This is a genomic window from Pseudomonas sp. QS1027 (genome assembly GCF_002814235.1).
Taxonomy (GTDB): Bacteria; Pseudomonadota; Gammaproteobacteria; order Pseudomonadales; family Pseudomonadaceae; genus Aquipseudomonas.
Genome location: NZ_PHSU01000027.1, coordinates 229,644 through 254,110, shown reverse-complemented (window position 1 = coordinate 254,110; position 24,467 = coordinate 229,644). Strand labels below are relative to the sequence as shown.

At 62.5% G+C, this 24,467-nt stretch carries 21 protein-coding genes and 4 tRNA genes; 17 read left to right on the top strand and 8 right to left on the bottom strand.

Annotated elements, in window-relative coordinates:
* Positions 1-55 precede the first annotated feature (55 nt).
* The 3 genes from CWE01_RS23885 to CWE01_RS23875 all read right to left on the bottom strand — a co-directional run bounded on the left by CWE01_RS23885 (position 56) and on the right by CWE01_RS23875 (position 2,545).
* Positions 56-451 (bottom strand): hypothetical protein, encoded by a 396-nt coding sequence (locus CWE01_RS23885; RefSeq protein ID WP_177410507.1) that lies wholly within the window; start codon positions 449-451, stop codon positions 56-58.
* Between the two features lie 63 nt (positions 452-514).
* On the bottom strand, positions 515-1,459 hold the full coding sequence (locus CWE01_RS23880; RefSeq protein ID WP_100943005.1) for a 2-hydroxyacid dehydrogenase: 945 nt from the start codon (positions 1,457-1,459) through the stop codon (positions 515-517).
* 63 nt (positions 1,460-1,522) lie between these two features.
* Positions 1,523-2,545 (bottom strand): GlxA family transcriptional regulator, encoded by a 1,023-nt coding sequence (locus CWE01_RS23875; protein ID WP_100943004.1) that lies wholly within the window; start codon positions 2,543-2,545, stop codon positions 1,523-1,525.
* Positions 2,546-2,665: 120 nt separating this feature from the next.
* On the opposite strand from CWE01_RS23875, the gene CWE01_RS23870 reads away from it, so the two are divergent.
* Entirely contained in the window at positions 2,666-3,214 is a 549-nt protein-coding gene (locus CWE01_RS23870; protein ID WP_100943003.1) for a cysteine hydrolase family protein, read from the top strand.
* A gap of 42 nt (positions 3,215-3,256) precedes the next feature.
* Here CWE01_RS23870 and CWE01_RS23865 read toward each other — a convergent pair whose 3' ends face one another.
* Positions 3,257-4,681 carry an aldehyde dehydrogenase family protein gene (locus tag CWE01_RS23865; protein WP_100943002.1) on the bottom strand — a complete coding sequence of 475 codons (1,425 nt, stop codon included), beginning with the start codon at positions 4,679-4,681 and terminating at the stop codon, positions 3,257-3,259.
* Between the two features lie 103 nt (positions 4,682-4,784).
* On the opposite strand from CWE01_RS23865, the gene CWE01_RS23860 reads away from it, so the two are divergent.
* Positions 4,785-5,684 (top strand): LysR family transcriptional regulator, encoded by a 900-nt coding sequence (locus tag CWE01_RS23860; protein ID WP_100943001.1) that lies wholly within the window; start codon positions 4,785-4,787, stop codon positions 5,682-5,684.
* Positions 5,685-5,953: 269 nt separating this feature from the next.
* Complete coding sequence (locus CWE01_RS23855) at positions 5,954-6,412, top strand: transposase (RefSeq protein WP_100943000.1); 459 nt, start codon at positions 5,954-5,956, stop codon at positions 6,410-6,412.
* 208 nt (positions 6,413-6,620) lie between these two features.
* Here CWE01_RS23855 and CWE01_RS23850 read toward each other — a convergent pair whose 3' ends face one another.
* Positions 6,621-8,111: an MDR family MFS transporter gene (locus CWE01_RS23850; RefSeq protein ID WP_177410511.1), complete on the bottom strand. Its 1,491-nt coding sequence runs from the start codon at positions 8,109-8,111 to the stop codon at positions 6,621-6,623.
* Positions 8,112-8,160: 49 nt separating this feature from the next.
* Positions 8,161-9,207 (bottom strand): HlyD family secretion protein, encoded by a 1,047-nt coding sequence (locus tag CWE01_RS23845; protein ID WP_100942998.1) that lies wholly within the window; start codon positions 9,205-9,207, stop codon positions 8,161-8,163.
* Positions 9,208-9,435: 228 nt separating this feature from the next.
* Here CWE01_RS23845 and gltX point away from each other — a divergent pair, with 228 nt between their 5' ends.
* The 9 genes from gltX to CWE01_RS23800 all read left to right on the top strand — a co-directional run bounded on the left by gltX (position 9,436) and on the right by CWE01_RS23800 (position 14,433).
* On the top strand, positions 9,436-10,917 hold the full coding sequence (gltX, locus tag CWE01_RS23840; RefSeq protein WP_100942997.1) for a glutamate--tRNA ligase: 1,482 nt from the start codon (positions 9,436-9,438) through the stop codon (positions 10,915-10,917).
* 171 nt (positions 10,918-11,088) lie between these two features.
* Positions 11,089-11,164, top strand: a tRNA-Ala gene (locus CWE01_RS23835).
* Between the two features lie 79 nt (positions 11,165-11,243).
* A tRNA-Glu gene (locus CWE01_RS23830) sits at positions 11,244-11,319 on the top strand.
* Positions 11,320-11,376: 57 nt separating this feature from the next.
* Positions 11,377-11,452: transfer RNA gene (locus tag CWE01_RS23825), tRNA-Ala, on the top strand.
* A gap of 76 nt (positions 11,453-11,528) precedes the next feature.
* Positions 11,529-11,604 (top strand) — tRNA-Glu (locus tag CWE01_RS23820).
* Between the two features lie 191 nt (positions 11,605-11,795).
* Positions 11,796-12,335: a TetR/AcrR family transcriptional regulator gene (locus CWE01_RS23815; protein WP_100942996.1), complete on the top strand. Its 540-nt coding sequence runs from the start codon at positions 11,796-11,798 to the stop codon at positions 12,333-12,335.
* A 50-nt stretch (positions 12,336-12,385) separates the two neighbouring features.
* Positions 12,386-12,820, top strand: a complete 435-nt coding sequence (locus CWE01_RS23810; protein WP_100942995.1) for a thioesterase family protein — start codon at positions 12,386-12,388, stop codon at positions 12,818-12,820.
* Positions 12,821-12,912: 92 nt separating this feature from the next.
* The gene (locus CWE01_RS23805) at positions 12,913-13,872 is read left to right on the top strand and encodes a tRNA-dihydrouridine synthase (protein ID WP_100942994.1); all 960 of its coding nucleotides are present in this window, start codon (positions 12,913-12,915) and stop codon (positions 13,870-13,872) included.
* A gap of 111 nt (positions 13,873-13,983) precedes the next feature.
* Positions 13,984-14,433, top strand: a complete 450-nt coding sequence (locus CWE01_RS23800) for an Hsp20 family protein (protein ID WP_100942993.1) — start codon at positions 13,984-13,986, stop codon at positions 14,431-14,433.
* 258 nt (positions 14,434-14,691) lie between these two features.
* Here the strand turns inward: CWE01_RS23800 and CWE01_RS23795 are convergent, their stop codons facing one another.
* Entirely contained in the window at positions 14,692-17,997 is a 3,306-nt protein-coding gene (locus CWE01_RS23795) for a PAS domain S-box protein (protein ID WP_100942992.1), read from the bottom strand.
* Between the two features lie 69 nt (positions 17,998-18,066).
* The gene (locus CWE01_RS23790; RefSeq protein ID WP_100942991.1) at positions 18,067-18,957 is read right to left on the bottom strand and encodes a LysR family transcriptional regulator; all 891 of its coding nucleotides are present in this window, start codon (positions 18,955-18,957) and stop codon (positions 18,067-18,069) included.
* Between the two features lie 152 nt (positions 18,958-19,109).
* Here CWE01_RS23790 and leuC point away from each other — a divergent pair, with 152 nt between their 5' ends.
* The 5 genes from leuC (at position 19,110) to asd (ending at position 24,451) form a co-directional block, all read left to right on the top strand.
* Positions 19,110-20,528, top strand: a complete 1,419-nt coding sequence (gene leuC, locus CWE01_RS23785) for a 3-isopropylmalate dehydratase large subunit (RefSeq protein ID WP_100942990.1) — start codon at positions 19,110-19,112, stop codon at positions 20,526-20,528.
* Positions 20,529-20,538: 10 nt separating this feature from the next.
* Positions 20,539-21,183, top strand: a complete 645-nt coding sequence (gene leuD, locus CWE01_RS23780; protein ID WP_100942989.1) for a 3-isopropylmalate dehydratase small subunit — start codon at positions 20,539-20,541, stop codon at positions 21,181-21,183.
* A 182-nt stretch (positions 21,184-21,365) separates the two neighbouring features.
* Positions 21,366-22,130, top strand: a complete 765-nt coding sequence (locus tag CWE01_RS23775) for a class I SAM-dependent methyltransferase (RefSeq protein ID WP_100942988.1) — start codon at positions 21,366-21,368, stop codon at positions 22,128-22,130.
* A gap of 57 nt (positions 22,131-22,187) precedes the next feature.
* The gene (leuB, locus tag CWE01_RS23770; protein ID WP_100942987.1) at positions 22,188-23,270 is read left to right on the top strand and encodes a 3-isopropylmalate dehydrogenase; all 1,083 of its coding nucleotides are present in this window, start codon (positions 22,188-22,190) and stop codon (positions 23,268-23,270) included.
* A 68-nt stretch (positions 23,271-23,338) separates the two neighbouring features.
* Positions 23,339-24,451 (top strand): aspartate-semialdehyde dehydrogenase, encoded by a 1,113-nt coding sequence (gene asd, locus CWE01_RS23765; protein ID WP_100942986.1) that lies wholly within the window; start codon positions 23,339-23,341, stop codon positions 24,449-24,451.
* Positions 24,452-24,467 lie beyond the last annotated feature (16 nt).

The following is a 24,467-nucleotide window of genomic DNA, read 5'->3' as shown; positions in this document are numbered from 1 at the left end:
AATGCACTTACTGAGCTGACTGGCATTCCTCGGCGGAGTTCAGGCGGGCAGGTGCTTATTGCTCCGGGGTGTCGTCGGGGGCCGGGTCACCGCCGTAGTGCTGGCCCAGTTCGACGCGCTTTTCCTCGACCCAGCCGCTGAAGTCATCACCGTTCTTGGCGATGTACGTCACCTGGTCCCAGCCGTCTTCGGTGCTGGCATACACCGTGAGGCCGTCGCCGGGCACGACGAAGACTTTTTTGGTGATACAGGCGCTGTTGGGGGCGCTATGAAAGTAGGCCCGGCCCTGGCCGATAACCTTGCCTTCGACGGGGGGGCGGTAGCTGCCGGCTTCGGCGTTGGCCTTTTCATGCAGGGCATCGCAATCGACCGCCGCCTCGGCGGCAAAGGCCGAGGGCGAGAGGTTCAGCAGCAGGCAGGCAACAGGCAGCAGGCGGGCGGTGCGTTCCATGCGGGAGGTGTCCATTCAGGTGCGTGTGAAGGTGTTGATCATACTGTGTCGGCTCGCTGGTCTTCAGCCGGGAAGGGCAATCGGCGTGAGTACCGGCTTGCCGGAAAAATACGCCAGCAGGTTTTCGGCCACCAGCGCCACCGTGGCTTCGGAGGCTTCCGGCGACAGACCGGCCACATGGGGTGTCAGCACCACGTTGTCGAGGCCCTTGAGGACATCCGGCACATTCGGTTCGTCGTCGAATACATCCAGCGCCGCGCCGGCGAGACGACCTTGCTGCAGGGCGGCCACCAGGTCGGCGGTCACCACTACGCTGGCCCGTGCGATGTTGACCAGGAAACCCTGCGGGCCGAGGGCTTCAAGGGTCTGCCGGTCGATCAGGCCGTCGGTGCTGGCGCCGCCCGGAGTGGCGATGATCAGGTAGTCCGAGGCCAGCGCCAGCTCGGTGGTCGTGGCGCAATAGTGGTAATCGATATCCGTGCGCGGTCGTCGGTTGTGATAGCTCACGGTCATGCCGAAACCCAGGGCCGCGCGCTGGGCAATCGCCTGGCCCACCGCGCCCATGCCGAGGATGCCCAGGCGCTTGCCGCCCAGGGACGGACGCGTCAGCTTGCGCCATTCGCCGCGGCGCACCGAGGCATCGGCGCGGGGAATATCGCGCACCAGCGACAGCAGCAGGGCCATGGCATGGTCGGCCACGGGGGCGGCGTTGGCACCGGCGCCGTTGGTCACGACGATGCCCCGCTGCGCGGCAGCGTGCAGGTCGACCTTTTCATAGCCGGCACCGATCACGCAGATGATTTCGAGTTGGGGCAGGGCGGCCATTTCATCGGCGAACAGCCCCAGTGGGCCACGAGTGAGCACGGCGTTGATGCGTGCGCCATGCTCGGCAATGGCTTGCGCGCGCAGGGCTTGGGTCGGCGCCAGGATCAGTTCGAAGCCGTGCTTCTGGATGATTGGCAGGTAGTCGTCGACGGTTTCCACGAGTACCAGCAGCACGTTGCTCATGTGTTTCTCCGGGCCGTATCAATAAGGATGACCGGCAAGGTATCGCCCCGCCGGTGGTTGAGCTCAGGTTGCTCTGGCGCCGTAGCGACCACGGTAATCACTGGGAGAAAAACCGGTGATTTTCTTGAAGGTCGAACGGAATGCACCGGGGTCCTGGTAACCCACGGTCCAGGCGATATGGTCGACGGTGCCGTTGGTGAATTCAAGCATTTCCCGCGCCTTGCCGACTCGCAGGTGCTGGCAGTACTCCGTTGGACGCAGGCCGGTGGCGGCACGAAAGTGGCGCAGGAAGGTCCGTTCTTCCAGGCCGGCCTTGTCGGCCATGGCATTGACGCTGACCTCCAGCGCACCGCTGCTTTGCAGCCAGTGCTGGACCTTGAGGATCGCGGCGTCGCCGTGTCCCAGGATCGGCGCAAAGTTGCCGGCGCATTCACTGCTGTCACGGTGTTCGATCAGCAGGTAGCGCGCGGTACGCGTTGCGATCCCCGGCCCCAGCAGCCGTTCGACCAGGCGCATGCCCAGCTCGGCCCAGGCCATCAGCCCGGCGGTGGTGATCAGGTCGCCGTCGTCGATGATCGGCTTGTGGGTGTCGAGGCGTATCTGCGGGTAGAGCGCGGCAAAGGCCTTGGCCGAATTCCAGTGGGTGGTGGCGGGGCGCTGGTCGAGCAGCCCGGTCTGGGCCAGCACGAAGGCGCCCATGCACACAGAGCCGATGATCGCCCCGTGGCTATGTTGTTCGCGGACCCAGGCGGCACTGAGCTGCAGGGACGCGGGCGAGGGTGTATCGCCCAGCGATGGCGGAATGACCACGGCGACCGGTTGGCCGTCCGCGCCCGGCTGGCTGTCGTAGATCCGTTCGAGGGACTCGCCCGTGGCGCGGGTCGCCCAATGGCTGATGCGCAGCAGCCGGGCGGCATCGCCGTGTTCGGCGACCATGCGATTGGCCACGCTGAACAGGTCGGTCAGGCCGTGGATGGCGGCGGTCTGCGCGCCGGGATAGAGGAGCAGGCCGATCTCGGCCACGGCGCTGTCGTTGCGCCCTTCGGCGGTGGTGGCGCGGTCGATGGCGGCCGTGGGCGCGTCCATTGTCAGTTTTCCCCTCGAAAGTGTCGGTCCGGCCAATCCCCGGAGCCCGGTGGGAACTGGATACTTGATCCGGTAAAGCAAAGCAACCGAACGCTGCACCACTCAATCGAGGAAGATGATATGTCCGTACAAGCGCTGATCCTGGTGGATATCCAGAATGACTATTTCCCGGGCGGAAAATGGACCCTGAGCGGCGCCGATGCGGCGGCCGACAAGGCCGCCGCGATTCTGGCCGCCGCCCGTGAGGCGGGCGACCTGGTGGTGCATGTCCGCCACGAGTCCGCGAGCGCCGATGCGCCGTTTTTTGTCCCCGGTTCCGAAGGGGCTAAGTTGCACACCAAGGTCCTCAACCGTGCCGACGAGCAGGTGATTCTCAAGCATTTCATCAACTCGTTTCGCGACACCGAACTGGCGACGGTGCTGGAGCGCAATGGCATCAAGGAACTGGTGGTGGTCGGCAGCATGAGTCACCTGTGTGTCGACGCCATCACCCGCGCGGCGGCTGACCAGGGCTACACGGTCACGGTGATTCACGATGCCTGTGCGTCACGGGACCTGGAGTTCAATGGCCTGACGGTGCCGGCGGCCCATGTGCACGGCGCATTCATGGCCTCCCTGGCGTTCGGTTATGCCACGGTGATTTCCGCCGAGCAGTGGCTGGCGCGCTAAGCCGCGATCTCCCCGGCAGGCATCGGCCTGCCGGGGAGTCGGTTATTGAGTTCCCCCCAGAATCGATTTCGGCTCGAGGAACGCCTCCAGCCCGAAGGTTCCGTATTCCCGGCCGATGCCCGACTGCTTGAAACCGCCGAAAGGTGCCGCCGGCTCGTGGGCCAGGGTGTTGATCAGCACGCGCCCGGCCTCCAGGCGGTCGGCGACCTGGCGGGCCCGTTCGACATCGGCGGACATCACGTAGGCCTGCAGGCCATAGGGCGTGTCATTGGCGATGCGGATCGCTTCTTCCTGATCGCGATAGGTAATGATCGACAGCACCGGCCCGAAGATTTCCTCGCGGGCGATGGTCATCTCGTTGGTCACGCCACTGAACACGGTCGGGCGTACGAACCAGCCCTTGTCCACGCCCTGGGGCAGGCCTTCGCCACCCACCAGCAGACGGGCGCCATCGTCGATACCGATACGGATATAGCGTTGCACCCGCTGCCATTGTTTTTCACTGACCATCGGCCCGACGGTGGTCTGTGGATCCAGGGGATCACCGGCCTTGACCGTGTCGATGGCCTGGACCACGGCAGCTTCGACCTCATGCAGGCGTTTTTCCGGCACCAGTATCCGGGTCCCGGCGATGCACGCCTGGCCGCTGTTCATGAAACCGGCCTGCAAGGCCAGGGGAATGGCCTGGCTCAGGTCGGCATCGTCGAGGATCACCACCGGCGATTTACCGCCCAGTTCCAGGGTGACGCGCTTGAGTGTCTCGGCGGCGCTGCGCAGGATGCTTTTGCCCACCGGGGTGGAGCCGGTAAAGGAGATTTTCGCGACATCCGGATGACTGCTGATGGTCGCGCCGACGGTTTCACCGCGGCCGGTGACGATATTGAACAACCCCGGCGGCAGGTCGGCTTCGTGCAGGGCTTCGGTGACGATGCGAGTCTGGATCGCACTCATCTCGCTGGGCTTGATCACCGCAGTACAACCGGCGGCCAGGGCGGCGGCAAGCTTGCCGCAGATAAAACCGGCGTCGTTGTTCCAGGGGGTGATCAGGCCGGCCACACCGAGGGGCTGCATGATCACCTCGGCGGTTCCGGCGCGGCGCTTGAAGTCGTAGTGTTCGAGGATCTTCGCCGCTTCGAGCAAAACGCTGGCGGCATGCTGGGCCATCCAGCGCGAGCGCGAGGCGGGGGCACCGTACTCCTCGATCAGGGCGTCGCTGAGCGGGTCTTCCCGGGCGGCAATGGCGGCGTGCATACGCTGCAACATGGCCAGGCGTTCGGTCTTGGTCGTGTGGGAGAAGGCTGGAAACGCGGCCTTGGCGGCGGCAATCGCGGCGTGGGCATCCTGTTCGTCCGCCAGGCGCACCTGACCGATGACCTGGCCTGTCGCCGGGTTGAACAGGTCGAACAGTTCCTCGCCATGAGGCGTGACAAAGGCGCCATTGATATAGATATGGTCGATGCGTTGCATGGCTGCTCCGAGGTGGGTGTCTGTGGTGTGAGTCAGGATAAGCGGCTAGGATTGGCCTGATAAGCCGGATGAAGCGGCATGGGTTAATGAGTGATCTGGGATAATGCGCACATCAGGCCTGACAGAATTGGAAGCGGTGCTGGCTGTGGCCCGGCATCGGAGTTTTCGTGCGGCGGCCACTGAACTGGACGTCTCGACCTCGGCGCTGAGCCATGCGGTGTCGGCGCTGGAGGCGCGGATTGGCGCGCGCCTGTTCAATCGCACCACCCGCAGCGTGGCGTTGTCCGAGGCCGGGGCGCAATTTGTCGAGAGCATTGCGCCGGCGATGTCGACCATTCGTGAAGCGATGGAGCAGGCCGGCAACCATGGGGATATGCCGACGGGCACCTTGCGTATCAACAGCGCGGTGGGAGCGGTGAAGCAGGCGATGCCCTTGTTCCTGGAGTACATGCGGCGTTATCCGGACATGAAGGTGGATATCGTCACCGAGGGCAAGTTGATCGATATCGTCGTCGAGGGGTTTGATGCCGGGATTCGCCTGACCGAAAGCGTGCCCCAGGACATGATCGCCATTCCCCTGGGTTTACCGTTGCGGCTGCTGGTGATGGGCAGCCCGGAGTATTTTTCCCGGCATCCGGTGCCGCAGGTGCCGATGGATCTGCTGAACCACCGTTGCATCCGCCTGCGCCTGCCCAGCGGGCGGATCTACCACTGGGAGTTCGAGCGCCATGGTGAGTCCTACGAGGTCGATGTACAGGGTGTGCTGACCCTGGACGAATCGACTCTGGTGCTGGAGGCGGCGCGGGCGGGATTGGGGTTGGCGTATGCCTCGCAGTGGAACGCCACCGCCGATCTGGCGGCGGGTACCCTGGTGCCGGTGCTGGAGGAGTGGACGCCGCCTTACGGTGGCTTGTCGCTGTATTACCCGGGGCGCCGCTATGTGCCGGCGGGGTTGCGGGCGTTGATCGAGTTGATCAGGGAGCGCAGTGGTCAGTCTGTGTAGTTATGGGGTGCCTGTTTCTGCCTCTTCGCGGGCAAGCTCCGCTCCCACTTTGCACCGAGCAAGGCTGGAGAGGTGAGCGCCGTGCAGGGCAAGTCTTTGTGGAGAAATCAGGACCTGTGGGAGGGGAGCTTGTCGGATAGCCGCGAAGGGGTCAGGACAGGCACCTACGATTGAATGGACTCACACGAAATATTCAGTGTCATTGATCCACCCGCTCCCTGACCCAGCTCCTGTATTTTCAAGCTTTTCCAGCCTCAGGAGGGTCAAGGATGACTACTCGTTTCAACTCCTGCCATTTACGTAAGGGCCGTTATTCGGAATCCGGTGGTATTTATTTGCTGACGGCAGTAGTCCGGGAACGTGAACCCATCTTCAGGGATTTCAATCTTGGACGCCTGCTGGTCCGCAGCTTCAGATATGCAGAGGAAGAACAGTTGGCGCGTTCCCTGGCTTGGGTGGTGATGCCTGACCATTTCCATTGGCTCATCGAGCTTCAGGGGACCTGCCTTGGAGATTTGGTGCGCAGGACCAAGTCCCGGGCAACCAGTGCTGTCAATCGAAGACTGCAACGCACGGGCGCACTCTGGCAAAGCAGCTTTCATGATCGGGCGATACGTCGGGAAGAAGATTTGCAGTCTGTGGCACGCTACATAGTGGCCAATCCACTGCGAGCCGGCCTGGTGAAACGGGTGGGCGATTACCCGTTGTGGGACGCCATTTGGCTTTAGTTGTGTGTTGTCTGCTCCGGCCTCTTCGCGGGCAAGCTCCGCTCCCACTTTGCACCGAGTAAGGCTTGAGTGGTGCTTGCCGTGTAGATCCGACGGAAGCAGAACCAGGCTTTATGCCCAATACAGGGTCTGTGGGCAGAGTCAGGCTTTGATGCACAACACAGGACTCATGTGGGAGCGGAGCTTGCCCGCGAAGAGGCCGGCAGAATCAATGTGCTTCCCCAGCCTTGATCCCCGCCGGCAGCGCCTTGGTCAACAGCACCGCCAACATGCTGATTCCCAGCGCGATCCCGACAAAATGGAAGGCGTCGTTATAGGCCATGATCGATGCCTGCTGATGGGTGATCTCGCTCAGTTTGCCCAGCGCCGCACCGTCGCCACCCAGCTTCTCCGAAAGCATCGTCAGGCGCTCGGCCACCTGCGGGTTGCCCGGCACGATTGCCTCGCGCAAATAGTCGAAATAGACCTTGGTCCGCGCATCCAGCAAGGTCGCCAGCAGGGCGATGCCGATGGCCCCGCCGAGGTTGCGCAGGATGTTGAACAGGCTCGACGCCGACCCCGCGTCCTGGGGCAGGATATAGGCGGTGGCGATCAGCGAGATGGTCACCATGATCAGCGGCTGGCCCAGCGCCCGGATGATCTGGATCTGGTTGAACTGCGGGCCGGCAAAGTCCGGGTTGAGTACCCCGGAGGAAAAACTCGCCAGGCCGAACAAGCCGAAACCCAAGGTACACAGCAGCTTCGGCGAGATGAATTTCATCAGCTTGGGCACCAGCGGAATCAGGAACAGCTGCGGCACCCCCATCCACATGATCACTTCGCCGATCTGCAAGGCGTTGTAGTTCTGGATCTGCGCCAGGTACAGCGGCAGCAGGTAGATCGAGCCATACAGGCCCACGCCCATGCCCAGGCTGGCAATGCTGGACAGGCCGAAGTTGCGGTTCTGCAGGATGCGCAGGTTGATCAGCGGGTTGGCCTTGGACAGTTGCAGGATCACGAAGGTGATCAGGCTCAGCAGGGCGATACTGCCCAGCGTCACGATCAGGTCCGATTCCAGCCAGTCCTTGCGATGGCCTTCTTCGAGGAACACTTGCAGGCAGCCCAGGCCGATGCCGAGGCTGACGATCCCGGCGTAGTCGGTGCTCTTGAGCAGTTCCCAATGGGACTCTTTCTTTTCCAGGCCGTAGAGCAGGCCAGCGATCATGATCAGGCCGGGCGGGATATTGATGTAGAAAATGTACTGCCAGCCCCAGTTCTCCGTGAGCCAGCCGCCAATGGTCGGTCCGATGGACGGGGCGAAGGTGGCGGTCATGGCGAACATCGCCATGCCCTTGGCGCGGTGGTGGTCCGGCAGCTTGATCAGGGTCAGGGTGAACGCCAGGGGGATCAGCGCGCCACCGGTGAAACCCTGCATGGCGCGGAACACGATCATGCTTTCCAGGCTCCAGGCCATGGAGCAGAGCAGCGACGAGCCGAGGAAACCCAGCGAGACCCAGACCGCCAGCCGCCGCGCCGAGAGCAATTGCACCAGCCAGGCGGTGAGGGGAATCATGATGATTTCCGCCACCAGGTAGGAGGTGGAAATCCACGAGCCCTCTTCCAGGGTCGCCGACAGGGCACCCTGGATATCCTTGAGCGAGGAGTTGGTGATCTGGATATCGAGCACGGCCATGAAGGCACCGAGCATCACGCTCATCACCGCGATCCAGTCCCGGCGGGTCGGTTCGCCCACCGGTCGGATCAGTGGGTCACCGGCCATGCTGGGCGTCGCGCAGATCGACCTTGACGGTGACCGACATGCCCGGACGGATCTTGCCCTGCAACGGATTGTCGGCGGCAAAGGTCAGCTTGACCGGAATGCGCTGCACCACCTTGGTGAAGTTGCCGGTGGCGTTGTCCGGCGGCAGCAGGCTGAACTGCGCGCCGGAGGCGGCGAACAGGCTTTGGACCTGGCCCTGGATCGGCGTGTCCTCATAGGCATCGAAGGTCAGCGTCGCGTGCTGGCCCGGCTGCATATGGCCGATCTGGGTTTCCTTGAAGTTGGCCTGGATCCAGATGTCCCGGTCCGGGACGATCGACAGCAGGTAGGCACCGGCCTGCACATACTGGCCGTTGCGCGCCGCGCGCTGGCCGACCAGGCCGCTGATGGGCGCGTGGATCTCGCTGCGGGTCAGGTTCAGTTCGGCCTGGGCCAGGTCGGCGCGGGCATTGGCGATCTGTGCGTCGAGGCGCTTGAGCTCGGCACTCAGGGCCGTGACCTGCTGGCGCTGGCCTTGCAGGTCGGCCTGGGCCTTGACCACTTGCGAACGGGCGATATGGTTGTCGGCGGAAAGCGTGGTGACCCGTTCTTCCGAAACATAGCCGGGCTTGCGCAGGGTCTGTGCGCGGTTCAGGTGGAGCTGCGAACGGCCGAGACTGGCCTGGCTGGACGCCACCTGGGCATCGGCGGAGGCGATCAGGCTGGCTTGCTGGGTCAGCTTGCTCTGGGCCTGTACCCGTTCGGCCTCACGGGTGGCGAGGGTGGCATTGGCGCGGTCGATGGCCAACTGGAAATCAGCGCCTTCGAGTCGCACCAGCAACTGGCCCTTTTCCACATGCTGGTTGTCCGCCACCAGCACTTCGTCAATGCGCGCGCCCAGCTGGCTGGAGACCCGGGTGATTTCGCCCTGGACATAAGCGTTATCGGTGCTTTCATAAAAGCGTCCCCTGAAGAACCACTGGGCAAAAAAGCCCAGGGCGATCAACAGGACCAGGAACAGGAAAATAAACAGGCGACGCTTGAGTTGAGAGGGCATGGGCAGCAACACATCAATGTGTAAGTGAATTTTACGGTAGACGAATCTGGCACAGCAGGATTAATGGGTAAATGCCAGTAGCGGAGAAAGCCCGGTTTTCGGGGCCTGGCGCCATTTTTAGACCGAAGCTTGGCTTATATGCCCTCAGTCGGATGCCCTGTGCTGGAGCCCGGATGGTTGTGCCTGTTACCATTCGCCCTTTGTTTTATCTCCACTTCGAGACCGCCCATGACCACCGTTCGCACGCGCATCGCGCCATCGCCCACCGGCGATCCCCACGTCGGCACCGCCTACATCGCCTTGTTCAACTACTGCTTTGCCAAGCAGCACGGTGGTGAGTTCATCCTGCGGATCGAAGACACCGATCAGCTGCGTTCGACCCGCGAGTCCGAACAGCAGATTTTCGATGCCCTGAACTGGCTGGGCATCACCTGGGCCGAGGGTCCGGATGTCGGTGGCCCCCACGGTCCGTACCGGCAGAGCGAACGTAGCGAGATCTACAAGAAATACACCCAGCAACTGGTCGACATGGGCCACGCCTTCCCGTGCTTCTGCACCGCCGAAGAGCTGGACCAGATGCGTGCCGAGCAGATGGCCCGTGGCGAGACCCCGCGCTACGACGGTCGTGCGTTGTTGCTGTCGAAGGAAGAAGTGGCCCGGCGCCTGGCCGCCGGCGAGCCCCATGTGATCCGCATGAAAGTGCCGAGCGAAGGCGTCTGCGTGGTGCCGGACATGCTCCGTGGCGATGTCGAGATCCCGTGGGATCGCATGGACATGCAGGTGCTGATGAAGACCGACGGCCTGCCGACCTACTTCCTGGCCAACGTGGTCGACGACCACCTGATGGGCATCACCCACGTGCTGCGTGGCGAAGAGTGGCTGCCGTCGGCGCCCAAGCTGATCCTGCTCTACGAATACTTCGGCTGGGAACAGCCGCAGCTGTGCTACATGCCGCTGTTGCGCAACCCGGACAAGAGCAAGCTGTCCAAGCGCAAGAACCCGACTTCGGTGACCTTCTACGAGCGCATGGGCTTCATGCCTGAGGCCATGCTCAACTACCTGGGGCGCATGGGCTGGTCGATGCCCGACGAGCGCGAGAAGTTCTCCCTGGAGGAGATGGTCGAGCACTTCGACCTGTCCCGCGTCTCCCTGGGCGGGCCGATCTTCGATATCGAGAAGCTGTCCTGGCTCAATGGCCAGTGGCTGCGCGACCTGCCGGTGGAAGAATTCGCCAGCCGGGTGCAGAACTGGGCGCTGAATCCCGAGTACCTGATGAAGATCGCGCCGCTGGTCCAGGGCCGGGTCGAGACTTTCAGCCAGGTCGCGCCGCTGGCGAACTTCTTCTTCGCCGGTAGCCTGCCGCTGGACGCCAAGTTGTTCGAGCACAAGAAGCTCTCGGCCGACGACGTGCGCAAGTTGATGCAGTTGATCCTGTGGAAGCTGGAAAGCCTGCGCCAGTGGGAAAAGGACAGCATCACCGCGACCATCCAGGCGGTGGTCGACTCCCTGGAGTTGAAACTGCGCGATGCCATGCCGCTGATGTTCGCCTCGATCACCGGACAGGCCAGTTCGGTATCGGTGCTCGATGCCATGGAAATCCTCGGGCCGGACCTCACGCGTTTCCGTCTGCGCCAGGCCCTGGATTTGCTCGGTGGGGTGTCGAAGAAAGAAAACAAGGAATGGGAAAAGCTGCTGGGCGCGATTGGCTGATCAGCCACAGGGCCGCTTGCGAAGGCGGCCCTGAGGTCGGTTTTACCCCTGGTTTCACCGGGGCAGGGCGGTAAGTGGTTGTTATGCCGACAAAAAATTTTCAAAAAGTTTGAAAATAAGTTTGACAGCTCCCCGATACGCCCTTAAGATTCGCCCCGTCCTCACCGATGAGGGGCTATAGCTCAGCTGGGAGAGCGCTTGCATGGCATGCAAGAGGTCGACGGTTCGATCCCGTCTAGCTCCACCAATTTACACTTCAAGGCCTGGCCACACCGGCTTTGAAGCGATCAGCACTCAGCGCTGATCAGTTGTATAGAAGGGTTTGCGTCCCCTTCGTCTAGTGGCCTAGGACACCGCCCTTTCACGGCGGTAACAGGGGTTCGAGTCCCCTAGGGGACGCCAGTTTTACAGAAGCGATGTTGCAGGTTGATGTCGTTCCGCCTACGAGGCGATAAATCCGGGGCTATAGCTCAGCTGGGAGAGCGCTTGCATGGCATGCAAGAGGTCGACGGTTCGATCCCGTCTAGCTCCACCAATTTACACTTCAAGGTCTGGCCACACCGGCCTTGAAGCGATCAACACTCAGCGTTGATCATGTTAGAAGGGTTTGTGTCCCCTTCGTCTAGTGGCCTAGGACACCGCCCTTTCACGGCGGTAACAGGGGTTCGAGTCCCCTAGGGGACGCCACGATTGCCCGCTCTGCGGGATTTTATAAGGGTCATTCAATTATTGAATGGCCCTTTTGTTTGTCTGGCGTTTGGCCCTTTGCTCCCTGCAATCCATTTTTTAATACCCATGGCTCGGACCAGCGGTCAGAATAAAGTCTTGCGGAAAAATATTATGCGAATAATATTTCTGCGTGATGTCTGGAGGTGGCAATGAACGACAAGAAAGCTCAAACCCGCGAGCGCATTCTGCAGGCGGCGAGTAACGCCCTGATCCAGCGCGGCCCGGTCGAGCCGAGTGTCAGTGAAGTGATGGGCGCCGCCGGGTTGACCGTCGGCGGTTTCTACGCGCACTTCGAGAGCAAGGACGCGCTGATGCTGGAGGCGTTCAAGCAATTGCTCGCCCAGCGCCGGGCGAAGATGAATGAGGTCGACAGCCAGTTGCCGGGCGAAGAGCGACGTGCCCTGTTCGCGGCCTTCTATCTGTCGCGCAAGCACCGTGATGCGGTCCAGCAGGCCTGTCCGATCCCGTCGATCGTCGGGGAAATGTGCAACCTGCCGGAGTGTTTCCGCGAAGCCCTGAACGAGCATGTGGAACTGATGGTCGCGCAACTGGCGTCCAGCCCCGAGGACACCGACAAGGCCCTGGCCGATATCGCACTGATGATCGGCGGCCTGGCCGTGGCCCGGGCGCTGGGCCCTGGCGAGTTGTCCGACCGAATCCTGCGGGCGGCCAAAACGGCGGTCATCTGAGGGTTGTTCCGTTACACTGCCCGGGTCTTTGATTTGACCGGGAGCGGTACATGAGTTGGGATCTGGCGACACCCTTCATCCTCGATTTGCAGGTGGCCGACGAGGATATCGATGGTCTCGGGCACGCCAACAACGCGGTGTATGTCAGCTGGCTGGAACGCTGCGCCTGGCGTCACTCGCAGCGCCTGGGCCTGGACTTGACCGAGTATCGGCGCCTGGATCGGGCCATGGCCGTGGTCCGGCATGAAATCGACTACCTGGCCGCCGCCTACGAAGGCGACGAGTTGCAGCTGGCGACCTGGATCGTCGACTGGGACCAGCGCCTGAAAATGACCCGGCGTTTCCAGCTGGTCCGTCCCTGCGACAACCTGACCCTGCTGCGCGCGCAAACCACCTTTGTCTGCATCGAGCTGTCCAGCGGCAAGCCCAAGCGCATGCCGGCGGAATTCATCGAGGGCTACGGGCCGGCCGTGCAGTCGGTCTGAGGGCGTACCGGTTTGTGCCGGAACCCCGTAAACTGCCGCACTTTTTTTATGTTCGCTTTTTTTGATGACCGTTTTTTCCGATGAGAGTACCCATGCAAATTGCCCTGGCACCCATGGAGGGGTTGGTCGACAACATCCTGCGTGATGTGCTGACCCGCGTTGGCGGTATCGACTGGTGTGTCACCGAGTTTATCCGGATCAATGACTCGCTGTTGACGCCGGCCTACTACCACAAGTTCGCCCCCGAACTGCTGACCGACGCCCGCACGGCGGCCGGCGTACCGCTGCGGGTGCAACTGCTGGGTTCCGATCCGGTGTGCCTGGCGGAAAACGCGGCGCTGGCCTGTGAGCTGGGCTCCCAGGTGATCGACCTGAATTTCGGTTGCCCGGCCAAGACCGTGAACAAATCCCGGGGCGGGGCGGTGCTGCTCAAGGAGCCGGAGCTGCTCAACGCCATTGTCGAGCAGGTGCGGCGCGCGGTGCCGGCGCATATCCCGGTGACGGCGAAGATGCGCCTGGGTTTCGACAGCCCGGACGGGGCGCTGGTCTGCGGCACGGCCCTGGCCGAAGGGGGCGCCTCGCAGATCGTCGTGCACGCCCGGACCAAGGTCGACGGCTACAAGCCGCCGGCTCATTGGGAGTGGGTGGCGCGGGTGCAGGAAGTGGTCAAGGTGCCGGTGTTCGCCAATGGCGATATCTGGTCGGTGGACGACTGGCGACGCTGTCGCGAGATCAGCGGTGCCGAGGACATCATGCTCGGTCGCGGCCTGGTCTCGCGTCCGGACCTGGCCCGGCAGATCGCCGCGGCGCGGGCCGGCGAAGAGGTGGTGGAGATGACCTGGGCCGAGCTGCTGCCGCTGCTGCGCGACTTCTGGGCGCAAGCCGAGGCGCAGTTGACGCCGCGCCAGGCGCCGGGTCGTTTGAAGCAGTGGCTGGCGATGTTGACGCGCAATTATCCGGAGGCGGTGGAGCTGTTTACCCACCTGCGCCGCGAGACCGATTGCGAGGCGGTCGGACGCCTGTTGAACGTGCCGTTGCCTGAAGCGGCCTGAAAAATTTCACGACAATCTCTTGAAATGCGTGGGCGAGTTCCTATCTAGGGATTACGCGATGCCGAATTCGGGTCGCGGACTAAACCACTCGCTGAATTTCAGGAGATTGACATGACTACCGCATTTTCCCTGGCTCCACTGTTCCGTTCTTCCGTCGGTTTCGATCGTTTCAACGATCTGTTCGAGACCGCACTGCGCAATGAGCCGGGCAGCAGCTACCCACCCTACAACGTTGAAAAGCATGGCGACGATGAGTACCGCATCGTCGTGGCCGCCGCCGGTTTCCAGGAAGAAGACCTGGAACTGCAGGTCGAGAAGGGTGTGCTGACCGTCAGTGGCGGCAAGCGTGAGCCCACGACTGAAAACGTCAGCTACCTGCACCAGGGCATCGCCCAGCGCGCGTTCAAGTTGTCCTTCCGCCTGGCCGACCATATCGAGGTCAAGGCCGCGGGCCTGAGCAACGGTCTGTTGAATATCGACCTGCTGCGGGTCGTGCCGGAAGAGGCCAAGCCAAAGCGCATTGCCATTAATGCCGGGCAAAAGCCGGCGCTGCAGCACTGATCTGACGCTGCATCAACTGAAAAACCCCGTCTTCGAGGCGGGGTTTTTCGTTGTGGAGCAGCCTCGGGCGTTTACCCAGCCGCCTGGCTGACACCGAACCTGTAGGAGCCGGCTTGCTGGCGATGGTGGCCTCATCGTCACCCTCGCAACCCAGCCTTTCGGCTGATCGCCAGCAAGCCGGCTCCTACAGGTTGGTGGTGTGCCCGGGAGTGGGGAGTTCCGTGGGCTTTTTGGATTCGTCCCCCTGCCTGTTGGGGCCTACAGGTCGGTGGTGTGTTCGGTCGTGGGTGATTCCAGGAGCTTTTTGAACTCCTCCAGAGGCAGCGGCCGACTGTGCAGGTAACCCTGGTACAGATGGCAACCCAGCCCCTCCAGGAACACCAGTTGCTCCGGCAACTCCACCCCTTCGGCAATCACCGTCAGCCCCAGACTGCGGGCCATGGCGACAATGGCGCGGATGATTTCCGCGTCGTTGGGGTCGTGGGTCGCGTCGCGCACGAACGACTGGTCGATCTTCAAGGCGTCCACCGGCAGGCGCTTGAGGTAGGTCAGCGACGAATAACCGGTGCCGAAATCATCCATGGCAAAACTGACGCCGAGCTTGTTCAGGCGGCGCATCTTGCTGATGGTGTCCTCCAGGTTCTGGATCACGATGCCTTCGGTGATTTCCAGTTTCAGCATCGAGGACGGCACGTTGTAGCGGGTCAACGTACGCTCCACCCGTTCGACAAAGTCGGTCTGGCGGAACTGCCGCGGGCTGATGTTCACGCACAGGCTGAAGGCATGGCTGATCAGGCCTTCGCCCAGCAATATGCCGAAGGCCTCGCAGGCGTGGTCAAGAATCCAGGTACCGACTTCAAGAATCAGCCCGCTGTCTTCCAGGACCTTGATGAACTCGGTCGGCGATTGCGCGCCAAGTTCCGGATGGTGCCAGCGCACCAGGGCTTCGGCGCCGATGATGCTGTTGTCGCGGGCGTCCACCTGGGGTTGGAAATGCACACTGAATTCACCCCGGGAAAGCGCCTGGCGCAGGTCGTTTTCCATACGCAGGCGTTCGCTGGCGGCTTTCTGCATGGTGCTGTGGAACAGCTGGGTGATGTTGCGTCCGGAATCCTTGGCCCGGTACAGCGCGATATCGGCGCGCTTGAGCAGGTCGGCGGGGGTCGTGCCGTGGTCGGGGATCAGCGCCACGCCGATGCTCGGGGTCACTTGCAGGCGCTGGCCGTCGAGGAACATCGGTTCGGCCAGCAACTCACGAATGGTGTCCGCCAGCTCGCGGACCTTGTGCGTGACCTCGCTGCGTGAACCGTCCAGGCCGCTGAGCAGCACCACGAACTCGTCGCCACCAAGGCGCGCCACGGTGTCTTCGGTGCGCACGCTGGCTTCCAGGCGGGCGGTCACCACCTTGAGCACGGTGTCGCCCACCGGGTGACCGAGGGAGTCGTTGATGTGCTTGAAGTGGTCGAGGTCGAGGAACAGCAAGGCGCCGCGCAGGTTGTGGCGCTTGAGCAGGGCGATCTGCTGGCTCAGGCGGTCCATCAGCAGGGCGCGGTTGGGCAGGTTGGTCAGCGGGTCGTGATAGGCCAGGTGGCGGATCTGTGCCTGGGCATTCTTCAACTGGCTGATATCCCGGGCCGTCAGCAGCAGGCACGCGGTTTCATTGAGGATGATCGGTTCGACCGAGACCTCGACGGTGAGCACATCGCCGCGTTTGTTGCGTCCGAGCATGTCGCGGTGCGGGACATGGCCCTTTTCCTTCAGCTCCGCCAGCAGGGCGGTGCGCTGCTTGTGATCGGCCCAGACACCGATTTCATACACCGTGCGGCCGATGACTTCGCTGCTGGTGTAGCCGGTCAGCCGGCAGAAGCCGTCGTTGACCTCCAGGTAGCGCCCGCTGTCGCGTTCGGTGATGGTGATGGCGTCGGGACTGGAGTGGAAGGCCTTGGCGAATTTCTCCTCGCTGGCCTTGAGCGCCGCTTCGGCCCGCTGTTGCTGGGTGATGTCGCGCAAGGTGGTGACGATGCACGTCTGCCCTTCGACCACGATCTGCCGGCTGGCGATCACGCAGGTCAGGGCGTGGCCGCGCTTGTGGTGAACGATCACCGCGACATTGTTCAGGGCCTGGTCGCGGATCACCTGCTGGATACGCTGCAGGCGCTTGGCCGAGTCGTCCCACAGGCCGATCTGCTCGGCGCTGCGATTGCGCACTTCGTCGATGTTCCAGCCGAACACCTGGGTGAAGGCCGGGTTGATCTCGATGAACTGCCCGGTTTCTTGGCGGGTGACGCAGATCGGGTCGGGACTGGCCTGGAACAGGCTGGCGAACTTCTCTTCCGAGGCCACCAGGCGCTGTTCGCGCTCCACCTGTTCGGTGATATCCAGCAGGGTACCGGCCATGCGCAGCGGGTTGCCCTGTTCGTCGCGGTAGAGGCGGGCACGGCTTTCAAGGTACCGCGAGGCACCGTTTTCCAGCTGCACCCGATAGGTCAGCTGATAGTTGCCCTCCGGACCTTCGCGCAGGCTGCGATAGGCGTGACGCATGCTTTCGCGTTCGCTGGTGGGTACACCGTCGAAAAACGCGTCAAAGGATTCATGGAACGGCTGTGGCTCCAGGCCGTGCAACTGCGCGGCGCGTGCCGAGCCATAGAGCATGCCGCTGGGGATATGCCAGTCCCAGGTGCCCAGTTGCGCCGAGTCCAGGGCGAGGTCGAGACGGTCCTGGCTGTCCTTGAGGGCCAGCTCGGCGTTCTTGCGTTCGGTGGTGTCGAGAAAGGTGCTCAGCAAGTAGGCCTGGCCTTCCAGTTCGACCCGCTGGGCGCTGAGGATGCCGGCGTGAATCTGCCCGTTGCTGGCCCGTAGCTGCACTTCCTGGCTGACCGCTTCGCCGCGGCTGTTGATCGACTTGACCAGGCGTTCGCGTTCTTCGGGGTCGACCCAGAGTCCGATCTCCACGGTGGTCCGTCCGATCACCTGGAGCGCCGGCCAGCCGAACAGGCTTTCGAAGCACTGGTTGGCCTCGCTGATCAGGCCGTCTTCTTCACGGGTCAGCAGCACCATGTTGGGGCATAGGTGAAACAGGGTGGCGAAGCGTTTTTCCGAACTGCTGAGGGCATGCTCGCGCTGGCGCTGGTGGGTGATTTCGCGGATGACCCCGATCATTCGCGGCTTGCCGTTCTTGTCCGGCAACAGGCTGCCATTGATTTCCAGCCAGTGCAGGCTGCCGTCGGGCCAGAGGATGCGGTGATGCATCGCCTGTTCGATGGGCTCGCCCTCCAATACCGCATGAAAGGCCCGCAGGGTGCGCGCGCGGTCCTCGACCGGCAGCAGGTCGAGGTAGTCGATGTCCTTGGGCAGTGGCTGGTGCGGATCGAAGCCGAACAGCGCCTGGGTGCCACGGGACCAACTGACCTGGCCGCTTTCAATATCCCAGCACCAGGCCCCGAGGCGCGCGCCGTTGAGGGCGGCGAGCAGTTGCGAGGCGCTTTCCCAGCTCTGTTCCGACACGTGAGGGTCGAGTGCATGAATGCGTGGCAGGGGCGGAATACGGTTGGCGTGCTTGGGCATTTACAGCTGTCCTTGGGATGAAAGGAACGTTGTGCCGCAAAAAGCTGTTTGGAATAAAGCAGGCTTGTCTTATGCCGTCAATCCTGGCTTGTCACCCTGCGCATCCAATAAAGCCATGAAAGCCCGGGCGGCATTCGACAGTGTCCGTTCCGTGTGCAGGATATAGCCTAGCTGGCGAGTCAGTTGTATGCCCGGTAAAGGAATGCTCGCCACCTGATCATCGAGCATGGTTCGCGGCAGGACGCTCCAGGCCAGGCCGATGGAGACCATCATCTTGATGGTTTCCAGATAATTGGTGCTCATGGCGATGTTCGGCGTCAGGCCCTGGGCTTCGAACAGGCGCTGGACGATATGGTGGGTAAAGGTGTTGCCACCCGGGAAGACCGCCGGGTGATGGGCGATGTCCTTGAGGCTGACCGGGCCGTGGCTGACCAGCGGATGCTCGAGGGCGACGACGAAATCCAGTGGGTCGTCCCACACCGGCACGGCGCGCACCAGGCCGTGGGGTTCCGGGGCCAGGGTGATGACCGCCAGTTCGGCGCGACCGTGGAGAATTTCCTCGTAGGCAACTTCCGAATCGAGAAATTGAATATCCAGCGCCACCTGTGGGTAACGTCGGGTAAAGGCCCGCAGCAGGGGAGGCAGGCGGTGCAGGCCAATATGATGGCTGGTGGCCAGCGTCAGGCGACCGCTCACTTCGCCGGTGAGGTTGGTCAGCGCCCGGCGGGTGTCGTCCAGCACATTGAGAATCTGATAGGCGCGCGGCAGCAGGGCCCGGCCGGCCTCGGTCAGGCCGATTTCACGGCCCAGCCGGTCGAACAGGCGGACATTGAGTTGCTGCTCAAGTCCGGCGATGCGCTTGCTGATGGCCGGCTGTGTCAGGTGCAGGCGTTCGCCCGCGCCGGAGAAGCTGCCGGTCTCGGCGATGGCGATAAAGGCGTTGAGGTTGGCCAGGTCCATTCTAGTATTCCAGCTGGTTATCCAAAGCATAAAAAATATGAATTTGAGTTATTCACTCTAACCCCATAGCATCGACCTCACAAGCCAAAGGGTTATTGAGAACAGTCATCAATAAACCGGGGCATAGAAACAAGCTGATGAGGAAACGTCTGATGGCCGGCAAAACGCTTTACGACAAGCTCTGGGATTCTCACGAAGTGAAACGGCGCGACGATGGGTCGTCGCTGATCTACATCGACCGTCACATCATTCATGAAGTGACGTCGCCCCAGGCTTTCGAAGGCCTGCGCCTGGCCGGGCGCAAGCCCTGGCGTGTCGACTCGATCATCGCCACCCCGGACCACAACGTGCCGACCACCCCGGAACGCAAGGGCGGGATCGAGGCGATTGTCGACCAGGTGTCGCGTTTGCAGGTGCAGACCCTCGACGATTACTGCGATGAATATGGCATCACCGAATTCAAGATGAATGACGTGCGTCAAGGCATTGTTCACGTGATCGGCCCGGAGCAGGGTGCAACCTTGCCGGGCATGACCGTGGTCTGCGGCGATTCCCATACTTCGACCCACGGTGCCTTCGGTGCCTTGGCCCACGGTATCGGCACCTCCGAGGTCGAACACGTGTTCGCCACCCAGTGTCTGGTGGCCAAGAAGATGAAGAACATGCTGGTGCGGGTCGAAGGCACCTTGCCGTTTGGCGTGACCGCCAAGGACATCGTCCTCGCCGTGATCGGCAAGATCGGCACCGCCGGCGGTAATGGCCATGCCATCGAGTTCGCCGGCAGTGCGATTCGTGACCTGTCCGTCGAAGGCCGCATGACCATCTGCAACATGTCCATCGAAGCCGGTGCCCGCGTCGGCCTGGTGGCTGCCGATGAAAAGACGGTGGCTTACGTCAAGGGCCGTCCTTTCGCACCGAAAGGCGCGGAGTGGGACCTGGCCGTCGAAGCCTGGAAAGACCTGGTGTCCGATGCCGACGCGCAGTTCGACACCGTGGTCGAGCTGGATGCCGCGCAGATCAAGCCGCAGGTCAGTTGGGGGACCTCGCCGGAAATGGTCCTGGCGGTTGACCAGAACGTGCCGGACCCGGCCCGCGAACCGGACCTGGTCAAGCGTGGTTCCATTGAGCGTGCCTTGAAGTACATGGGGTTGACCGCCAACCAGGCGATCACCGATATCCAGTTGGACCGCGTCTTCATCGGTTCCTGCACCAACTCGCGGATCGAAGACCTGCGCGCTGCTGCCGTGATCGCCAAGGGCCGCAAGGTCGCTTCGACCATCAAGCAGGCGATTGTCGTGCCGGGTTCGGGACTGGTGAAAGCCCAGGCTGAAGCCGAAGGCCTGGACAAGATTTTCCTCGAAGCCGGTTTCGAATGGCGCGAGCCGGGTTGCTCGATGTGCCTGGCGATGAACCCGGACCGCCTGGAAAGTGGCGAGCACTGCGCCTCGACGTCCAACCGTAACTTCGAAGGCCGCCAGGGTGCCGGTGGTCGTACCCACCTGGTGAGCCCGGCCATGGCCGCCGCCGCCGCCGTGAGCGGTCGTTTTGTCGACGTTCGTGAATTGATCTGAGGAGCGCAGCATGAAAGCCTTTACCCAGCACACCGGTCTTGTCGCGCCTCTGGATCGTGCCAACGTCGACACCGACCAGATCATTCCCAAGCAGTTCCTGAAGTCGATCAAGCGCACCGGCTTCGGTCCCAACCTGTTCGACGAGTGGCGTTACCTGGACGTGGGTTATGCCTACCAGGACAACTCCAAGCGCCCGTTGAACAAGGATTTCGTGTTGAACGCCGAGCGTTACCAGGGCGCCAGTGTGTTGCTGGCCCGGGAAAACTTCGGTTGTGGTTCCAGCCGCGAGCACGCGCCGTGGGCCCTGGAGGAGTACGGCTTCCGCAGCATCATTGCGCCGAGCTACGCCGACATCTTCTTTAATAACAGCTTCAAGAACGGCCTGTTGCCGATCATCCTCAAGGACAGTGAGGTCGACGAGCTGTTCCAGCAGGTCGAAACGACCCTGGGTTATCAGTTGACGGTCGATCTGCAGGCGCAGACCGTGACTCGCCCGGACGGCAAGGTCTATCACTTCGAAGTCGATGCGTTTCGCAAGCATTGCCTGCTCAACGGCCTGGACGATATCGGCCTGACCTTGCAGGACGGCGACGCGATTGCCGCGTTTGAAGCCAAGCACCGGGCCAGCCAGCCGTGGTTGTTTCGCGACGCTTGATTTGAGGTGTTGAAGTAGGCAAGGCCGGCCTCTTCGCGGGCAAGCCCTGCTCCTACAGTTTTGCGTCGTACACAAAATTGGTGAACGACAGAGAACTGTAGGAGCAGGGCTTGTCGGACCGCCGCACCGCCGCGAAGACGGCCTGACCGGCGATACAGAACTCTCGGCTAAAGGAAAATTCCATGACCGGCAAAGCCCACACCGCAGTCGTTCAAAAGCAATTCGGCGAACAGGCCAGCGCCTACCTGAGCAGCGCCGTGCACGCCCAGGGCGCCGAATTCGCCTTGCTCCAGGCCGAGTTGGCCGGACATTCCGACGCCCGGGTCCTGGACCTGGGCTGCGGTGCCGGCCATGTGAGCTTTCACGTCGCCCCGCTGGTCAAGAAAGTGGCCGCCTACGACCTCTCGCAGCAGATGCTCGACGTGGTTGCAGCTGCCGCCACCGAGCGCGGCCTGAACAATATCGCCACGGTGTGCGGCGCGGCCGAAAGCCTGCCGTTCGCCGATGGCGAGTTCGACTTCGTCTTCAGTCGCTACTCGGCGCACCACTGGAGCGACCTGGGCCTGGCCTTGCGGGAAGTGCGTCGGGTCCTCAAGCCCGGTGGCGTGGCAGCCTTTATCGACGTCATATCCCCCGGCAGTCCGTTGTTCGACACCTACCTGCAAAGTGTCGAGGTTTTGCGCGACACCAGCCATGTCCGCGATTATTCGGCGGGTGAGTGGCTGCGCCAGGTCAACGAGGCCGGGCTGCACGTACGCAGTACCCAGCGTCAGCGCCTGCGCCTGGAGTTCGGCTCCTGGGTCGAACGCATGCGCACCCCGCAGCCGTTGCGAACCGCCATTCGCGATTTGCAGCAGGCAATGGGCGCGGAAGTGCGAGAATATTTTGAGATTGAGGCCGATGGTTCGTTCAGTACAGATGTCCTGGTGCTGTGGGCCGAGCGATAGACTTTTTCCAGCCGCGCCCGTGACCATGGGCGCGGCGACAGATGACATGAGGAAAGCATGAGCAAGCAGATTCTGATTCTCCCAGGCGACGGTATTGGTCCGGAAATCATGGCCGAAGCGGTCAAGGTGCTGGAATTGGCCAGCGAGAAGTACAGCCTCGGTTTCGAGCTGAGCCACGACGTGATCGGCGGCGCAGCCATCGACAAGCACGGCGTGCCCCTGGCCGACGAGACCCTGGAACGTGCCCGCGCCGCCGATGCCGTGCTGCTGGGCGCTGTCGGTGGGCCGAAGTGGGACAAGATCGAGCGTGATATCCGCCCTGAACGCGGCCTGCTGAAAATCCGTGCGCAACTGGGCCTGTTCGGTAACCTGCGTCCGGCGATCCTCTACCCGCAACTAGCCGACGCCTCCAGCCTGAAGCCGGAAATCGTCTCAGGCCTGGATATCCTCATCGTCCGCGAACTGACCGGCGGTATCTACTTCGGCGCGCCACGCGGCACCCGCACCCTGGAAAATGGCGAGCGCCAGTCCTACGACACCCTGCCGTACAGCGAAAGCGAGATCCGCCGCATTGCCCGGGTCGGCTTCGACATGGCGCGGGTACGCGGCAAGAAGCTCTGCTCGGTGGACAAGGCCAACGTCCTGGCCTCCAGCCAGCTGTGGCGTGAAGTGGTCGAGCAGGTTGCCCTGGATTACCCGGACATCGAGCTGAGCCACATGTATGTCGACAACGCCGCCATGCAACTGGTGCGGGCGCCGAAACAGTTCGATGTGATCGTCACCGACAATATGTTCGGCGATATCCTCTCCGACCAGGCTTCGATGCTCACCGGTTCCATCGGCATGCTGCCGTCGGCGTCCCTGGATGCCAATAACAAAGGCATGTACGAGCCGTGCCACGGCTCTGCGCCGGACATCGCCGGGCTGGGTATCGCCAACCCGCTGGCGACCATCCTGTCGGTGTCGATGCTGCTGCGTTACAGCTTCAAACTGCACGAAGCGGCGCAGGCGATCGAGACCGCGGTCAGCCATGTGCTGGACCAGGGTTTGCGCACCGGCGACATCTGGTCGGCCGGTTGCACTAAAGTCGGTACGCAGGAAATGGGCGACGCAGTAGTCGCCGCGCTGCGGAATCTGTAATCTCTCGGGCCCACCGCCTCTTCCATCCCTGGAGGCGGTGACCCACTTTTGTAAAAGGTGTAGTTGCGATGAAACGTGTAGGTCTGATCGGTTGGCGCGGCATGGTCGGTTCCGTGCTCATGCAGCGGATGCTGGAAGAGCAGGATTTCGATCTGATTGAGCCGGTGTTTTTCACCACTTCCAATGTCGGTGGCCAAGGCCCGTCCGTGGGCAAGGACATTGCTCCGCTGAAGGATGCCTACAGCATTGAAGAGCTCAAGACCCTCGACGTGATCCTGACCTGCCAGGGCGGCGACTACACCAGCGAGGTTTTCCCCAAGCTGCGCGAAGCCGGCTGGCAGGGTTACTGGATCGACGCTGCTTCCAGCCTGCGCATGCAGGATGATGCGGTGATCGTTCTCGACCCGGTCAACCGCAAGGTCATCGACCAGCAGCTGGACGCCGGGACCAGGAACTACATCGGTGGCAACTGCACCGTCAGCCTGATGCTGATGGGCCTGGGTGGCCTGTTCGAGGCCGGCCTGGTGGAATGGATGAGCGCCATGACCTATCAGGCGGCCTCCGGTGCCGGCGCGCAGAACATGCGTGAGCTGATCAAGCAGATGGGCGCGACCCACGCCGCCGTCGCCGATCAACTGGCCGACCCGGCCAGTGCCATCCTCGACATCGACCGCCGTGTCGCCGAAGCCATGCGCAGTGACGCGTACCCGACCGAAAACTTCGGCGTGCCCCTGGCTGGCAGCCTGATCCCGTGGATCGACAAGGAACTGCCGAACGGCCAGAGCCGTGAAGAGTGGAAGGCCCAGGCCGAGACCAACAAGATCCTCGGTCGCTTCAAGAGCCCGATCCCGGTGGACGGTATCTGCGTGCGCATCGGCGCCATGCGCTGCCACAGCCAGGCGCTGACCATCAAGCTGAACAAGGACGTGCCGATCGCCGATATCGAAGGGCTGATCAGCCAGCACAACCCGTGGGTCAAGCTGGTGCCGAACCAGCGTGAAATCAGCATGCAGGAACTGAGTCCGACCAAAGTCACCGGTACGCTGAATATCCCGGTGGGCCGTCTGCGCAAGCTGAACATGGGTTCGCAGTTCCTCGGTGCCTTCACCGTGGGCGACCAGTTGCTCTGGGGGGCGGCCGAGCCGCTGCGGCGCATGCTGCGTATCCTGCTGGAGCGTTGATCCGCTGAGGCTTTGA

Bases quoted from the DNA above. Each gene is read 5' to 3' on its own strand.
- asd (WP_100942986.1), top strand. From the start codon at position 23,339: ATGAAACGTGTAGGTCTGATCGGTTGGCGCGGCATGGTCGGTTCCGTG.
- CWE01_RS23885 (WP_177410507.1), bottom strand. From the start codon at position 451: ATGGAACGCACCGCCCGCCTGCTGCCTGTTGCCTGCCTGCTGCTGAAC.
- CWE01_RS23805 (WP_100942994.1), top strand. From the start codon at position 12,913: ATGCAAATTGCCCTGGCACCCATGGAGGGGTTGGTCGACAACATCCTG.
- CWE01_RS23870 (WP_100943003.1), top strand. From the start codon at position 2,666: ATGTCCGTACAAGCGCTGATCCTGGTGGATATCCAGAATGACTATTTC.
- CWE01_RS23875 (WP_100943004.1), bottom strand. From the start codon at position 2,545: ATGGACGCGCCCACGGCCGCCATCGACCGCGCCACCACCGCCGAAGGG.
- CWE01_RS23855 (WP_100943000.1), top strand. From the start codon at position 5,954: ATGACTACTCGTTTCAACTCCTGCCATTTACGTAAGGGCCGTTATTCG.
- CWE01_RS23815 (WP_100942996.1), top strand. From the start codon at position 11,796: ATGAACGACAAGAAAGCTCAAACCCGCGAGCGCATTCTGCAGGCGGCG.
- CWE01_RS23775 (WP_100942988.1), top strand. From the start codon at position 21,366: ATGACCGGCAAAGCCCACACCGCAGTCGTTCAAAAGCAATTCGGCGAA.
- CWE01_RS23860 (WP_100943001.1), top strand. From the start codon at position 4,785: ATGCGCACATCAGGCCTGACAGAATTGGAAGCGGTGCTGGCTGTGGCC.
- CWE01_RS23790 (WP_100942991.1), bottom strand. From the start codon at position 18,957: ATGGACCTGGCCAACCTCAACGCCTTTATCGCCATCGCCGAGACCGGC.
- leuD (WP_100942989.1), top strand. From the start codon at position 20,539: ATGAAAGCCTTTACCCAGCACACCGGTCTTGTCGCGCCTCTGGATCGT.
- CWE01_RS23800 (WP_100942993.1), top strand. From the start codon at position 13,984: ATGACTACCGCATTTTCCCTGGCTCCACTGTTCCGTTCTTCCGTCGGT.
- CWE01_RS23845 (WP_100942998.1), bottom strand. From the start codon at position 9,207: ATGCCCTCTCAACTCAAGCGTCGCCTGTTTATTTTCCTGTTCCTGGTC.
- CWE01_RS23880 (WP_100943005.1), bottom strand. From the start codon at position 1,459: ATGAGCAACGTGCTGCTGGTACTCGTGGAAACCGTCGACGACTACCTG.
- leuB (WP_100942987.1), top strand. From the start codon at position 22,188: ATGAGCAAGCAGATTCTGATTCTCCCAGGCGACGGTATTGGTCCGGAA.
- CWE01_RS23865 (WP_100943002.1), bottom strand. From the start codon at position 4,681: ATGCAACGCATCGACCATATCTATATCAATGGCGCCTTTGTCACGCCT.
- CWE01_RS23810 (WP_100942995.1), top strand. From the start codon at position 12,386: ATGAGTTGGGATCTGGCGACACCCTTCATCCTCGATTTGCAGGTGGCC.
- CWE01_RS23795 (WP_100942992.1), bottom strand. From the start codon at position 17,997: ATGCCCAAGCACGCCAACCGTATTCCGCCCCTGCCACGCATTCATGCA.
- leuC (WP_100942990.1), top strand. From the start codon at position 19,110: ATGGCCGGCAAAACGCTTTACGACAAGCTCTGGGATTCTCACGAAGTG.
- gltX (WP_100942997.1), top strand. From the start codon at position 9,436: ATGACCACCGTTCGCACGCGCATCGCGCCATCGCCCACCGGCGATCCC.